General features: G+C 41.6%; 13 protein-coding genes. 2 read left to right on the forward strand and 11 right to left on the reverse strand.

Features of this window, described 5'->3' with window-relative positions; genetic code table 11:
* Positions 1–20: 20 nt before the first annotated feature.
* The 11 genes from O6P32_RS02020 to O6P32_RS02070 form a co-directional block, all read right to left on the reverse strand.
* Positions 21–620 carry a murein L,D-transpeptidase catalytic domain family protein gene (locus O6P32_RS02020; RefSeq protein WP_408636037.1) on the reverse strand — a complete coding sequence of 200 codons (600 nt, stop codon included), beginning with the start codon at positions 618–620 and terminating at the stop codon, positions 21–23.
* A 156-nt stretch (positions 621–776) separates the two neighbouring features.
* Entirely contained in the window at positions 777–1808 is a 1032-nt protein-coding gene (locus O6P32_RS02025) for a L,D-transpeptidase (RefSeq protein ID WP_269876510.1), read from the reverse strand.
* Between the two features lie 219 nt (positions 1809–2027).
* Positions 2028–3056, reverse strand: coding sequence for a porin (locus tag O6P32_RS02030; RefSeq protein ID WP_178265398.1), 1029 nt, complete (start codon positions 3054–3056; stop codon positions 2028–2030).
* A gap of 62 nt (positions 3057–3118) precedes the next feature.
* Positions 3119–3736: an IMPACT family protein gene (locus tag O6P32_RS02035; protein WP_269876511.1), complete on the reverse strand. Its 618-nt coding sequence runs from the start codon at positions 3734–3736 to the stop codon at positions 3119–3121.
* A 189-nt stretch (positions 3737–3925) separates the two neighbouring features.
* A complete protein-coding gene (locus O6P32_RS02040; protein WP_269876512.1) occupies positions 3926–5173 on the reverse strand; it encodes a DUF1015 domain-containing protein in 1248 nt (415 codons plus the stop codon).
* A gap of 16 nt (positions 5174–5189) precedes the next feature.
* The gene (locus O6P32_RS02045) at positions 5190–6113 is read right to left on the reverse strand and encodes an NAD(P)-dependent oxidoreductase (protein WP_269876513.1); all 924 of its coding nucleotides are present in this window, start codon (positions 6111–6113) and stop codon (positions 5190–5192) included.
* Between the two features lie 11 nt (positions 6114–6124).
* Positions 6125–7195: a 3-phosphoserine/phosphohydroxythreonine transaminase gene (gene serC / locus O6P32_RS02050; protein WP_269876515.1), complete on the reverse strand. Its 1071-nt coding sequence runs from the start codon at positions 7193–7195 to the stop codon at positions 6125–6127.
* A gap of 259 nt (positions 7196–7454) precedes the next feature.
* Positions 7455–8771, reverse strand: a complete 1317-nt coding sequence (locus O6P32_RS02055) for a DEAD/DEAH box helicase (RefSeq protein ID WP_269876516.1) — start codon at positions 8769–8771, stop codon at positions 7455–7457.
* 13 nt (positions 8772–8784) lie between these two features.
* Entirely contained in the window at positions 8785–9972 is a 1188-nt protein-coding gene (locus O6P32_RS02060; protein WP_178265392.1) for a class I SAM-dependent rRNA methyltransferase, read from the reverse strand.
* Positions 9973–9989: 17 nt separating this feature from the next.
* Positions 9990–10628, reverse strand: a complete 639-nt coding sequence (locus O6P32_RS02065) for a 3'-5' exonuclease (protein ID WP_269876517.1) — start codon at positions 10626–10628, stop codon at positions 9990–9992.
* A gap of 30 nt (positions 10629–10658) precedes the next feature.
* On the reverse strand, positions 10659–11300 hold the full coding sequence (locus tag O6P32_RS02070; RefSeq protein WP_178265390.1) for a DUF5063 domain-containing protein: 642 nt from the start codon (positions 11298–11300) through the stop codon (positions 10659–10661).
* Between the two features lie 85 nt (positions 11301–11385).
* On the opposite strand from O6P32_RS02070, the gene O6P32_RS02075 reads away from it, so the two are divergent.
* Positions 11386–13914 (forward strand): FtsK/SpoIIIE family DNA translocase, encoded by a 2529-nt coding sequence (locus O6P32_RS02075; RefSeq protein ID WP_269876519.1) that lies wholly within the window; start codon positions 11386–11388, stop codon positions 13912–13914.
* 4 nt (positions 13915–13918) lie between these two features.
* Positions 13919–14539 (forward strand): LolA-like putative outer membrane lipoprotein chaperone, encoded by a 621-nt coding sequence (locus O6P32_RS02080; RefSeq protein WP_269876520.1) that lies wholly within the window; start codon positions 13919–13921, stop codon positions 14537–14539.
* Positions 14540–14599: the final 60 nt, after the last annotated feature.

A 14599-nucleotide genomic window follows, 5' to 3' on the forward strand; every position in this document is an offset into this window, starting at 1 on the left:
AGTTAGCACTTGTTTTTGACTTATACAATAGAATGGAGAATAGAACTTTGTGTCAGGTAATCGGGCTGGTCGGCATAAATATAAATAACACTCCCTCCTTTAATGGCATCGATAATAGGACGGGAAAGTTTCTGCGGGAGAGCCGGACAACCTAAACTTCTTCCCAAACGTCCGCTGGAAGGAATAACCGACGGATCGGCATAGGAAGCTCCATGTATCACTATGGCACGCTCACGGGCACGGTCGTTTATACCTTTTTCCAGCCCTTCGAGTATGAGGGAATAACCGTTACGTCCCTGATAAGTGCTTTCGGTAAGGTAAAAGCCTAAAGAGCTTTTATAAGAACCCTCTTTATTAGAGAAAGAAGTGGCATAATTGCCTCCGCTGTTTCTGCCGTGTGCTACTACTGACGAGAACAGAAGTTTGCGCTGACGCATATCGAATACAAACAGACGCTTCTCCGTGGAGGGTTTGGAAAAATCGATAAGCGTAAGAATATCGCGTTTACGTTGCTCTATCTTATTGTATCCGGCTACAGCCTGACGGAAAGCTACGGGGTTGACCACTCCATCAAGTTGCATGACTTCGTACAACTCTTCACATTCTTCTACCTTGGCCATTTCATTCACAGGAGAAGAACTTCCTGCTCTGAAGGCTGCAAAAGGAATACACCATAAAATAACTGAAAATATAATTCGCCGCATGATGTCTATTTACAATTTAGCGGCAAAAATACTGCTTTTCAGTCGAATAGAAAGAATCAGGATTGTTAAATATTATTCGATAACCACTACTAACGTAGCCTCAACAGGTGCCCAATCGTAAATAAACTTGGCGTGAGAAGTGGCATTGCGCACACACATATGCGAACGAGGAATTGTTCCTAATGACCAACTGTATTCTATCATGGAAGTACGAGGAGCATTAACCGGCACTCCGTGAATGTAGGCTCCGTTTGTAAAACGACTGGCATAAGGAGCATACCCTCCTACTGCAGACGAACCGTCTTTCAGAAAAACCATTCGTTCTTTTTTCTGTTGAAGAAGAAACATGCCTAAAGGAGTTTCCTGTGCATAAGGAGGACGATGAAGACCGGTAGTAGCCGGATTCATACTTCGTACTTTCCAGTGACCGCGGGATTCACGTTCCAAAGAAACAATATTCTGATCTCTACGGTCGACAAAAACAAGATGAAGGAAATGAGTAGGATACTTCAAGCGTTTGATATAACGGCGTGGAACAAGCCACTCACCTTCGATGGTGATAGGAGCTACCCGATAAAAGACAGAATCTTCTTCGAGAATATTTACTATACTACCGTCGCGGCCATAACGCACAGGAGTTTCCTCATCGGAAGGATGATACAAAGGAACCGACTGATATCTTTCTACGCCAAGAGTATCTGCCACACGTCCATACACATTTCGTACAAACTGTTTTACTAAAGGAGCTTCGCTATTCAGATTTTTATAGTTTTTAAAAACACCTAATTGCAAACTGTCGGCAAGAAGATTTTCTACAAAGGCTATACACTTACGGATGGTCTCCCATTTAAAACTACGCACCGTATCTTTATAAGAGTAGGTATCTTTTAATGTATAACGGTCGTACAGCAATTCTTTAGTAATCTGTATATCGGATGCCAACAGGGGACGTGCTTTAGGAGGAAAAATTAAAAGAGGAGTATCAACACGGGCTGTATCCGGCCAGTCCAACAATGAATATTTATTTGCCTGACCATGTTCGCAGCCTAAAAAGAAAGAACAGGCTACAAAAAACATGAAGATAATATGAAATATGCTTTTCATAAGAATATTCCTTGTGATTCAAAGTTAACAAAATATATTTATAAAAACAATCTTTTATTTAACAAACAAACTGAAAGACAAATAGTTTATCAGAAGAGAGTGTTTTTCTATGAAAATAATATCAGGTACAAAATAATAAACTTCTATTTACAGGTTACTATAAAAAGAGCACGGAAGCTCTGCTTCTGCAAAACTTCCGTGCTCTCCTGCTTATAACGCTTAGAAACGAACCATCATTTCTATTACGAACTTATCTTGCTCTGATGGTTTGGCCAATGATAAGTCTTTATAAAAATATTTTTCGTAGTTTACTCTTAAGTCGGCTTGAAACGGCTTTCCAAGACTGAAAGTGAGACCGCCGGTAATACGCTTACGTTCATGATCATCAATCACCAACTGTCCGTTTTCATCGGGTACTCCTTCACTATTATTTCCCATATAATCGAAACGGGCCAAAATGGACATTTTCTTGAACAGCATTTTCTGATTACGGAAGAACCAATCGTAATTAACAAATGCATCGACAGCCCATACATCATCAAAATCAACATGAGCATATCGCTTGTACATAGCTTCTACTTCGAAATGCCAGTTATTCCATTCGTAGTAAGTACCTACATCGTACATGTAAATATTGGTATCTGCAGGACGAATACGCTGAGTACTCAAGGTAAGATTATATCCTTTGAACGGAAACATTTGTATTTTTCCAGAGTAACACAATACCTTATGCCAGCCTTTTTGCTCGGTAAGTCCGGAGCCACTGAACAATCCGGCTTCTATATCAAAAGGAAATCCCTCTTTTTGTTTATACTTCACAGTAGCACCCGCATCACGTAAACTACCCATCTGTTTGGCAATAAAAGAGCGGTTAGCAAAATACTGCTGATGAGGAGAACGATGTGCATCGATAGTAAAAGGCACACGCTTCTGTCCGATTGTAACTTCCCAGTTTTGAAAAGGAGTGACGCATACATAGGCGTCCAGCATCTTCATTTCCCCCTCATCGCACAAATCAATTTCTGCCTTGTAACGGACTTTAGGGTGAACGTTTCCAGAAAAACTGATACGGGCATTTCGTACCTGAAAGCGCTGTTCGTCATTAGTAGTCTGATACTCGTATTTACCACGGATAGTACCATGAACCTCCGGCAAATAATCTTTCAAGTCGATGGTCTGTGCAGTTGCTGTGAATGAAGAAACTGCCATCAGCAATGTGCTTGTACACGCTAAAAGTTGCTTTCTCATGAAGTATTTTCTTTTTGGCCACAAAAGTATGGGAGGTATATAAACAGATTATGTCAAATGTATTACAAAGATGTTACATCATCAGATATACGTGCTGTCTCCACCTTTTCCAGCCGCATACGTAACCGGGGCATCTGCGACTTACGAATACGGAGAGTCATCACACAATCCATGTCGTATGACTGATTGAGAATCTCAGGAGATTCTTCTTTGACAATACGCATAATATCGTTCATAAAAGGATATTCAAATACTACCGTCACTTGCTCATCCACTGTTTTCTCAATAATCTGTGCTTCGGACAAGGCTTGTGCTGCCGCAGTCTTATAAGCGACTATGAGACCACTGGTGCCCAATTTAATGCCCCCGAAATAGCGGACAACAATTACCAAGATATCTGTAAGTTCATTAGAATTGATTTGTCCCAATATCGGTTTTCCTGCCGTACCGGAAGGTTCGCCATTATCATTGGCACGAAACTCCTTACGTTCCGCCCCAAACATATAAGCATAACATACATGGCGAGCATCGTAATACTTTTTCTGATATTCATCCAAATAGGCCTTGATTTCTGCAAGCGTACGTACAGGCAAAGCAATAGCAATAAATTTACTCCGTTTCTCTGTATAAACAGATTCTGCCGGAGCTGCTATGGTTTTATAAGTATCTTCTGTCATCATGAAGACAAAGGTAGAAAATCTTATTTTTACCACATAAAAAAAGGTCAGGATACTTTCTCTAAAATATCCTGACCTCCCCTCCTTAGGGCTATTTTATGGAAATGATATCATCGTTCATAACACATAAGCCATAGAAATTGGAAACTTTCTATTCTTTCTCCGACGAGAAACAAAAAACAACTTTCGATATTAGTCTAACTTATGTATCACCAGCCCTGAACGGAGTTTAGGTTCAAACCAAGTAGTTTTAGGCGGCATGATATTACCCGTATCGGCAATATCCATCAACTGTTTCATGGAAACCGGATAAAGAGCCAGCGCCATTTTCATTTCACCACTATCTACCCGTTTCTTCAACTCTCCCAATCCACGTATACCTCCTACAAAGTCAATCCGTTTATCCGAGCGTAAATCTTTAATGCCCAGAATTTCATCCAAAATAAGATTTGAAGAGATAGTTACGTCCAGTACACCTATCGGATCATGATCATTATAAGTACCCGGCTTGGCAGTAAGACTATACCACTTGCCATCCATATATAATGAGAAATTATGTAAGGCAGACGGTCTGTACTCTTGAGAACCTTTTTCTTCGACATCAAAATGAATCTTCAAAGCTTCCAGGAACTGAGCCGGAGTCAGCCCATTAAGATCCTTCACCACACGGTTGTAATCGATAATAGTAAGCTGATTGGCCGGGAAACAAACTGCCATAAAATAATTATATTCTTCATCTCCCCGGTGATTAGGATTCTGACTGGCCTTTTCAGCTCCTACCAAAGCTGCAGCTGCACTTCGATGATGTCCGTCTGCAATATACAAAGAAGGCATAGAAGCAAACTCCTTTGTAATAGCAGCAATATCCTCATCGCAATCTATCACCCAAAAAGTATGTCCAAACCCATCATCAGGAGCTACAAAATCGTAAACTGGCTTTTGTGCAGTATATTTTGCAATAATACCTTCCAACACCTTATTATCCGGATAAGCAAAAAATACAGGTTCAATATTCGCATTATTGATACGCACATGCTTCATGCGATCTTCTTCCTTATCACGACGAGTCAGTTCATGTTTTTTTATCACGCCATTCATGTAGTCGGGTACATAAGCTCCTACGACCAATCCATATTGCGTTTTCCCATTCATGGTCTGGGCATAAATGTAATAACATTCTTTCGAATCCTGCACCAGCCATCCTTTCTCCTGAAACATACGGAAATTTTCTACAGCCTTATCGTATACGGCAGGATCGTGTTCGTCTGTCCCTTCGGGAAAATCAATTTCAGGTTTAATGATATGATAAAGTGACTTTTCGTTCCCTTTTGCTTCTTCACGGGCTTCGGCCGAATTCAACACATCATAAGGCCGGGAAGCAACCTGCTCCACCCATTCCTGAGGAGGACGAATACCCTTAAAAGGTTTGATTTTAGCCATAGTATTAGATTTTTAGTTATTTTTTATTGACACGGAATTTCTCACAGCCGTTTTGGAAGAAGTCTACAATCTGACAAGCTGCTGCAATACCTGCATTGATATTAGCTTCGGCAGTTTGAGCCCCCATCTTCTTCGGGGTAGAAAAATAACGTCCAGGATAATGAGATGCAAACTCTTCATGATGAACAGGCATAATATCGGTCACGTATTTCAAATCCGGACGGTCGTGCATCAAGCGCAGCAGATCAACCTCATTGATAACTTCCTTACGAGCCGTATTTACCAGCACACCATTCTTCGGCATCCGGTTAACCAAATCGTAGTCTATGGAGTTCTTGGTTTCAGGAGTAGCCGGAATATGCAATGACACAATTTGACATGTTTCATACAAAGCCTGAACAGAATCCAATGGTATCACACCATCTTTTTCCATCACATCCTTTGGACAATAAGCATCGTATGCATATATTTCCATTCCAAAGCCTTTGGCTATACGAGCCACATTCCGGCCCACATTCCCGTAAGCATGGATACCCAACTTCTTTCCCTTCAACTCTGTACCGGCTTTTCCATCATAGAAATTGCGCACTGCCATCACCATCATACCGAAAGCCAACTCAGCTACAGCATTTGAATTCTGTCCCGGTGTATTCATCACACAAACCTGATGAGCTGTAGCAGCTTCCAAATCCACATTGTCATAACCGGCACCGGCACGAACTACAATCTTCAACTCTTTGGCAGCATCCAATACTTGCTCATCAATTATGTCGCTGCGGATTATGATTGCATCTACATTCTCTACCGCATCAAGTAACTGTTCCTTATCTGTATATTTTTCCAACAGAGCCAATTCATAGCCTGCCGCTTCCACTTCCTGACGGATACCGTCGACTGCTACCTTAGCAAACGGTTTTTCGGTTGCAATTAAAACTTTCATAATAGTAAGATTTAATGTGTTTTTTCAAATTCTTGCATACAGTCTATCAATGCCTGTACACTTTCTACCGGCATTGCATTGTAGCATGATGCACGGAAACCACCGACAGAACGATGTCCTTTGATACCCACCATACCACGTTCGGTAGCAAATTTCAAGAAGTCAGCTTCCAGGTCTTTATACTCATCAGCCATTACGAAGCAAATATTCATATATGAACGGTCTTCTTGTACAGTAACCGTACCTCTGAACAGTTTGTTACGGTCTATTTCTGCATACAACATCTCCGCGCGCTGTTTAGCACGACGCTGCATTTCTTCAACTCCACCCTGTGCCTTAATCCAACGTAATGTCTGCAAAGCTGCATAAATAGGTACTACCGGAGGAGTATTAAACATAGACCCTTTGTCTACATGAGTCTGATAATTCAACATCGTAGGAATATGGCGAGAAACCTTGCCTAATGCATCATTCTTTACAATTACAAATGTTACACCAGCCGGAGCCAAATTTTTCTGCGCACCGCCATAGATACAGATGTATTTAGAAACATCAACCGGACGAGAGAAAATATCAGAAGACATATCGGCTACCATTGGAACATCTACATCCAAATCAGCATGCAATTCTGTTCCATAAATGGTATTATTGGTTGTGATATGGAAATAGTCTACATCAGCAGGAACTGTATAGTTTTTCGGTATATAAGTATAACCTTCAGCTTCGGAAGAGGCAACTTCTACAGTTTCACCAAATCCTTTAGCCTCTTTCAGTGCCTTTTTAGCCCAAGTACCCGTATTCAGATAAGCAGCTTTCTTTTCCAGGAAGTTATAGGGAACCATACAAAACTCCATACTTGCTCCTCCCCCAAGGAAAAGCACCGAATAGCCGTCTGGTATGTTCAGAAGTTCTTTGAATAAGGCTACTGCCTCATCTACCACTGGCTGGAAATCTTTAGCACGGTGACTGATTTCCATCAACGAAAGCCCTGAACCGTTGAAATCAAGAATAGCCTGAGCTGTTTTTTCAATCACCTCGCGCGGCAGAATAGAAGGCCCCGCATTAAAATTATGCTTTTTCATTTGGAAGTTTGTTTTGGTTTAACAATCTTGTTTTTAATCTCGACATTTGCGAATTTAGCGATTATTTTCAGACTTCCAAAAGTTTTGATGATAAATTTCCAGTATTATAATATTTATACTTTCATTTTACTCTTAAAACGAAGATTTAAATATCAAATTGGCACAGCCATACCCACCTATGACAAACAGGCATTCCAGTCATCATAGCATACCACCCGAGAAGAGTGGAAGATGAAAGATTAATAATATCACAAAGATATTATTTTGCCTGTTCTATCAAAGTTTTTACCCCTTTTATCTTTTCATTTTGTATAAGTTTTAACGTTTGTTTTACCTTTTTCCGTGAAACAGCCGCAAAAGCATAATGGTCCTTTACATCTACCCGACCGATATCTTCCTTGCTCAACCCGCCTTTCTTAAACAGGAAACCCACGATATCTATTTTATTGATTTTATCTTTTTTCCCTTTACCAATATATAAAGTAACATAGGCTGGCAAAGCAGGCTTCGGGGTTTGTTCCGGTAATACAAATTCTTCCGGATTTCCTTTCAGATAAGAAGGGATCGACTCTTCTGGATGCAAAATAACATATGCATTACCATCCGCTTCCCAACGAGCAGTACGTCCATTACGATGGATAAAACCGTCTTCAGCTATCGGAAGATGATAGTGCACTACATTCCGAATATCTGGAATATCCAGTCCGCGGGCAGCCAAATCGGTAGAAATAAATATATGGCAACTTCCGTTACGAAACTTGTAAAGCGCACGTTCGCGGTCGTCCTGTTCCATTCCACCATGGAAAGTTTCACAATACACTTTCATAGAATGAAGATACTTACCTACCCGGTCTACACTTTCACGATGATTACAGAAGACAAGCGTAGACTGATCACCCAAACTACATAACAACTTATATAATGTTTCCAGTTTATCCTTGACTGGCGACATTACCTTATATATATGAATACGGTTTATCCCCTGTGTTTCCGGATCGAGAAAATCAAGTTTCACTGTTTTGTTCAATCCAGTAAAACGTGGAATATCTTCCGTATCGGTAGCAGAAAGCAAAAAACGACGCTTCAAGGCAGGAAGTTTACCTATCACTTCAGCCATTTCCTCCTGAAATCCAAACTCCAGACATTTGTCAAATTCATCGATAACCAATGTCCGAACAGATGAAGCATCGATATTCTGTTTAGTCAGATGATCGTTCATACGGCCGGGAGTAGCAATCACGACCGATGGACGAATTCCTTTCATTGTACGGTGTTCGTCCATTGCCGGACGCCCACCGTAGCAGCTCATTACCTTAAAATCCGTACCCATTGCTTTAAAAACCTGCTCTATCTGCAATGCCAGTTCCCGAGAAGGCACCAAGACAACAGCCTGTACCCCTTCCACACCAGGCTTCAGTAATGAAACCAGCGGAAGAAGATAAGCCAACGTTTTGCCAGTACCTGTAGGTGACAAAAGAATCAGATCGCTTCCTTCTTTACATACATCCACAGCAGCTTGCTGCATGGCATTCAACTGTTCGATTTTCAAATTGGCAAGTATAGTCCGGATATCCATAGGTATATTTTAATTATTCTACGTACAACACTAATCCCTTCAAATATTCTCCTTCAGGATGATAAATATTTACCGGATGATCTCCGGGCTGTGTAAGCTGATGTAAGATACGTACACTACGTCCACTCTGTGCAGCAGCAGTAAACACCGCATTACGGAAGTTTTCCTTGCTTACTACCTGCGAGCAGGAGAAAGTAAACAGTATACCTCCGGGACGAATTTTCTCAAATGCCTTCGCATTCAATTTGGTATATCCACGAAGTGCATTGCGAAGTGCATCACGATGCTTGGCAAAAGCTGGAGGATCGAGAATAATCAAGTCGTATTGGTCACCCATGCGATCCAAATATTTAAAGGCATCTTCAGCATACGCTTTATGACGGGTATCTCCCGGGAAGTTCAGCTCCACATTATCATTTGTCAAGTCAATAGCCTTTGCAGAACTGTCTACAGAATGCACCAGATTTGCTCCTCCTCTCATGGCATAAAAAGAGAATCCTCCTGTATAACAGAACATATTCAAGACATTCCGTCCCTTTGCATAACGTTCCAACAGGCTACGGTTCTCACGCTGGTCGACAAAGAATCCGGTTTTCTGTCCTTTCAACCAGTCCACATGAAACTTCAGTCCATTCTCCATAGCCACGTTCTCAGGACTTCCTCCCTTGATAAAGCCATTTTCTGTCGCCAGCAGATCTGCCTTAAACGGTAATGTAGTTTCTGACTTATAGTAAATATTCTGAATAATATCTCCCATCACTTCCGACAAAGCATCGGCTATCTCCATCCGATACACATGCATACCTGCAGAATGTGCCTGCATCACAGCAGTATGGTCGTATACATCAATAATAAGGCCCGGCAAGTTATCACCTTCCCCATGTACCAGACGATAAGTGTTATTCTTCGGATTGCCAATCAAGCCAAGTGCACAGCGCAGATCTTTTGCCACCTGTAGTTTTTGTCTCCAAAACTGAGCATTAATTTCCACCTGATCAAACGACAGTACACGCACAGCAATACTACCAATCTGGAAATGGCCACAAGCTATAAATTCTTTTTTCGAAGTATAAACATCTACTACTTCACCTTCTTCGGGCTCCCCTTCTACACGGGCAATAGCTCCCGAAAAAACCCAAGGATGGAAACGCTTCAGCGATTCTTCCTTACCCGGTTTAAGATATACTTTCTTATATGACATAAATGTAACGGATAAAATCAATTATTAACCGGAGCTTCTTCTATCACCCGCTCCACGCGAAAATTACCTTCCCTTTTCAATTCCTCAAGGTAGGTATAAATCTCTACACAAGCCCATGCATCAGTTGCTGCATATAACTGCTGTGCTTCTGTAAGACTCTCAGCTTCCCAATTGGAAAGGCGCTGGCTTTTGGATATCTTCTTTCCAAACAATAAGGCATAGATTTTCTGCAAGCTCATTTCCTCTATTCCAAAATGACGAACATAATCCTGCAATTCAATCCAATTGCCTTGACGCGGATCTTTATTATTCCGTTTGCGAAGCATGGCAAAGTCATCCTTCAGCGAAAGTCCAATCTTCAGCACATCGTTCAAAAGAAAATCTTCCAGAAAATCAGGCAATCCCAAACGGTTCAACCGAAAAAGGAAGCATGTATCCTGTGTAGATATCTGAAGCAATGCCACCTGATGAGTCGTACCCCGACGGAACGAAGGACGCGTTTCAGTATCAACTCCTACCACCTCATGCCTGTTTAGATAATCAACAGCTTTCCGTGCTTCCGTTTCTGTATAGACTACAAAAATCCGCCCTGGGAAAACCACTTTCGGCATTTCGGCTACTATCTGTTTTTTTATTTTATTCTGTAGTACAATCATTCCAAGTTTTCTGTAAAGGGTTTTTCATCATTATTCCCAACGGTCTCCAAAACCATCATCTTCTCCAGCTTCAAGCCCTTCGTACAAGTCATTTTCATCGAACTCCTCATCCCCATGCAAAGTTGCATTAGAATATTCGTCCTCTTCATCTTCCGCTCCTGCAGCATATTTTACCGTATGCAATGCACGCATCACATTAACCAAACGCTGCCCCCAAAATTCAGCGAACTGTTCACGGCAAATAACCAAGGCATCATTCATTGTCTGCTCAAATCCTAACTGATACACACATACAAAATCCTTCAGGGGTTGATAAATGTCTGCCAGTCCTTCTGAAATATTCTGTTTAATAGGAGTATCACTGTAAGCCATATCATCAAGAAACACTTCCAGATAATCATCCTTTTCACCCAGCAGCGCAGCAATTCCACCACATATGCGCTGATAGTCTCCCTCTGTGACAAACAACTCCGGATCGAATTCATCCATCCGCTCTCCCTGAGGGAGCAAAGATGCCTTCAGATAAAGCAAAGGCAGCAACTTAAGAGACTTATCTACAAACGAACGACGGGAAATCTGAGGCGCCCGTTCCAAGAATCCGCAGAACTCAGCCGCCACTGTTACAAATTCAACTGTATTCTTATCGAATATAATTTTTGTGTTCTTTTCCATAACTCCATATTATGGTGCAAAGGTATGAAAAAAATTTCGCAGTTTTAGTTTTATTCGTACATTTGCATGTATAAAATAAGGTGTTATGACAAAGAAAAAAACAGATAACAAAACCAGCGAAGAGAAATTTATCAGTGCCGGGAAAGTGGTAACAGCCATCAAAAGCGAGACCTTTCATTTTACAGTCGGGCTTTTCTGTGTAATTTTTGGCGTATATATGTTGCTTGCTTTCAGTTCTTTCTTTTTTACAGGAGGAAATGACCAAAGTATACTTTCACACCCCAACCCTGGCGAATTGCTGGAAACAGGAAACCGCATCCAGAATTATGCCGGAGCCCGAGGAGCACAATTATCACAGTTTCTAATCAATGACTGCTTCGGTATTTCTGCCTATTTAATTATCGTATTTCTTATAGTGACAGGTATGAAACTAATGAAAGCATACGATTTTAAACTACGGAAATGGTTTGCCGGATGCTCTTTACTGATGATATGGCTGTCCATTGCCCTGGGTTTCATGTTTGAAGGGACATTTCAGGATTCTTTCTTGTATCCGGGCGGACTACACGGATATAACATCAGCCTATGGATATGTTCACAAATCGGAGCTTCAGGATTGCTGCTTGGATTACTCATTACCGCCATTTTATTAGGTGTATTTTTCTCCAAATCTACCATTCAGATGGTACGCAAACTATTTCATCCGTCATTGCCCAAACGAAAGAAAAAAATGACTGACGAAAGAACAGAATCTGTGCAATCTGAAGCCTCACAAGCCATAAAGAAGGAAAGAGAAAACAAAGAAGAATCTCATACCATTCAAGAAGAGACATTACCCACAACCGACGACGACAAAAACAAATATACAGAGCCAAAAAATGGGAATTACACGGACTCAAAGCCTAACGAAATAGAACTAACTGTCGACGAACAACCTGCAAACCATTCTCATACAGAGGACAATGAGGAGGAAGAAAATCTGATGCTTATGCAAATGGAACAAGAAGATTTGCAGCCCAATCAGCAATTAGAAGAGCCTTCATTCGAGATAGATGACAACCACAACGAAGAAGACGAAGAATATCATGGTGAAATTAGCCAACCCTATAATCCTCGTCTGGATTTGGAACATTATCAGTTTCCGACACTCGATTTGCTCAACTCTTACGGAGACCATGAGCCTACCATTGATATGGAAGAACAAAATGCCAACAAGGACCGTATCATTAAGGTATTACGTAGCTTCGGCATTGAAATCAGTTCCATCAAGGCCAGCGTAGGACCTACTATTACGTTGTACGAAATTACTCCGGCAGAAGGAGTACGTATTTCCAAAATCAGAAATCTGGAAGACGACATTGCCCTAAGTCTCTCGGCTTTAGGCATACGTATCATCGCCCCCATACCGGGAAAAGGAACCATTGGTATTGAAGTACCTAATGCCAATCCGCGCATTGTACCCATGAGCTCAATACTGGCCAGCAAAAAGTTTCAGGAAACAACTTTCGACCTGCCTGTTGCCCTGGGAAAAACCATTACCAACGAAGTCTTTATGGTAGACTTAGCTAAGGCACCACATATGTTGGTTGCCGGTGCTACCGGACAAGGTAAATCGGTTGGATTAAATGCAATCGTCACATCGTTGTTGTACAAAAAGCACCCCAGCGAACTGAAGTTCGTCATTATCGACCCCAAAAAAGTAGAGTTTGCCATCTATGCTCCCATCGAGAAGCATTTCCTTGCAAAACTACCCGACGGAGAAGATGCCATCATTACTGATGTAACAAAGGTAGTCCAGACACTCAATTCACTCTGTGTGGAGATGGACACCCGCTACGATTTATTGCGTAAAGCCGGATGCCGAAATATCAAAGAATACAATGCAAAATTCATCAACCGGCAACTGAATCCGGAAAAGGGACACCGGTTTATGCCATACATTGTCATCATCATCGATGAGTTCGGGGATTTGATTATGACCGCCGGAAAAGAGGTTGAATTACCTATTTGCCGCATCGCACAGCTGGCACGTGCCGTTGGTATTCATGCCATTATCGCAACTCAGCGTCCGACAACCAATATCATCACCGGTACCATCAAAGCCAACTTCCCGGCACGAGTTGCATTCCGTGTAGCTTCTATGATGGACTCACGTACGATTCTCGACCGTCCGGGAGCTCAGCAACTCATCGGTAAGGGAGATATGCTCTATTTACAGGGCAATGATCCGGTTCGTGTACAATGTGCATTTGTGGATACCCCGGAAGTAGAAAAAATAGCCAACTATATCAGTCGCCAGCAGGGTTATCCGACAGCTTTCATGTTACCAGAATACATTGACGAAAATGCTGAAAGCAGTACAGTAGGCGATGTAGATATGAACCGTCTGGACCCTCTGTTTGAAGAAGCAGCCAGACTGATTATTTACCATCAGCAAGGTTCAACTTCTCTTATCCAGCGCAAATTCTCTATCGGCTACAATCGTGCCGGACGCATTATGGATCAATTAGAAAGAGCCGGTATAGTAGGTCCAGCCAATGGCAGTAAAGCGCGTGATGTACTTTGCATAGACGAAAACGATCTAGAAATGCGTATGAACAATTTAAAGAATTGAAACAATGAAGAAGAAACTTTATATGCTTGCAATAGGCCTGATTTTGACAGGAATCGGTCAGGTATTTGCACAACAAGACATCAAAGCCCGTGAAATTTTAGACAAAACTCTTGCAGTTTTCCAGCAGTCTAAAGGAGTAAGTCTAACTTTTGGAGGAAGCCAGGAAGGTACATTGATGCTGCAAGGCACCTGCTTCTATCTGGACTGCGGAGGTGTGAAAAGCTGGTTTGACGGAAAAACTCAGTGGAGTTACGTAGAGGAAAACGAAGAAGTGACAATCTCTACCCCTACCCCCGAAGAGCTGCAAAGCGTAAATCCATACGCCATCCTCACCTCTTATCGTCAACATTATAACTATCAGTACAAAGGAGTTAAAAACCAAGGAGGGAAGTCGAACTACGAAATTCTGCTTACTCCCCGTACTTCAGGCAATCATGAAATTTCGTCGGTCGTACTACATATTTCAACTGCTTATCAGCCAGCAGACATTTCCGTGAAACAATCTAATGGCGAGCAGCAGAAATTTATTATACGTTCATACAAAACGGTACAGGGACTGACAGCAGCCAGTTTCCGTTTCGACGCAAAAAAATATCCTAATGCCGAAATCATTGATATGCGATAATCGCATTCATGTTTTCCGTGCTCTTTTACCCTTCAAAAACGTGACTTGTATCGTAAGGCA

This window comes from Phocaeicola acetigenes (genome assembly GCF_027529745.1).
Classification (GTDB): domain Bacteria; phylum Bacteroidota; class Bacteroidia; order Bacteroidales; family Bacteroidaceae; genus Phocaeicola; species Phocaeicola acetigenes.

Bases quoted from the DNA above. Each gene is read 5' to 3' on its own strand.
- O6P32_RS02020 (WP_408636037.1), bottom strand. From the start codon at position 620: ATGGCCAAGGTAGAAGAATGTGAAGAGTTGTACGAAGTCATGCAACTT.
- O6P32_RS02025 (WP_269876510.1), bottom strand. From the start codon at position 1,808: ATGAAAAGCATATTTCATATTATCTTCATGTTTTTTGTAGCCTGTTCT.
- O6P32_RS02030 (WP_178265398.1), bottom strand. From the start codon at position 3,056: ATGAGAAAGCAACTTTTAGCGTGTACAAGCACATTGCTGATGGCAGTT.
- O6P32_RS02035 (WP_269876511.1), bottom strand. From the start codon at position 3,736: ATGATGACAGAAGATACTTATAAAACCATAGCAGCTCCGGCAGAATCT.
- O6P32_RS02040 (WP_269876512.1), bottom strand. From the start codon at position 5,173: ATGGCTAAAATCAAACCTTTTAAGGGTATTCGTCCTCCTCAGGAATGG.
- O6P32_RS02045 (WP_269876513.1), bottom strand. From the start codon at position 6,113: ATGAAAGTTTTAATTGCAACCGAAAAACCGTTTGCTAAGGTAGCAGTC.
- serC (WP_269876515.1), bottom strand. From the start codon at position 7,195: ATGAAAAAGCATAATTTTAATGCGGGGCCTTCTATTCTGCCGCGCGAG.
- O6P32_RS02055 (WP_269876516.1), bottom strand. From the start codon at position 8,771: ATGGATATCCGGACTATACTTGCCAATTTGAAAATCGAACAGTTGAAT.
- O6P32_RS02060 (WP_178265392.1), bottom strand. From the start codon at position 9,972: ATGTCATATAAGAAAGTATATCTTAAACCGGGTAAGGAAGAATCGCTG.
- O6P32_RS02065 (WP_269876517.1), bottom strand. From the start codon at position 10,628: ATGATTGTACTACAGAATAAAATAAAAAAACAGATAGTAGCCGAAATG.
- O6P32_RS02070 (WP_178265390.1), bottom strand. From the start codon at position 11,300: ATGGAAAAGAACACAAAAATTATATTCGATAAGAATACAGTTGAATTT.
- O6P32_RS02075 (WP_269876519.1), top strand. From the start codon at position 11,386: ATGACAAAGAAAAAAACAGATAACAAAACCAGCGAAGAGAAATTTATC.
- O6P32_RS02080 (WP_269876520.1), top strand. From the start codon at position 13,919: ATGAAGAAGAAACTTTATATGCTTGCAATAGGCCTGATTTTGACAGGA.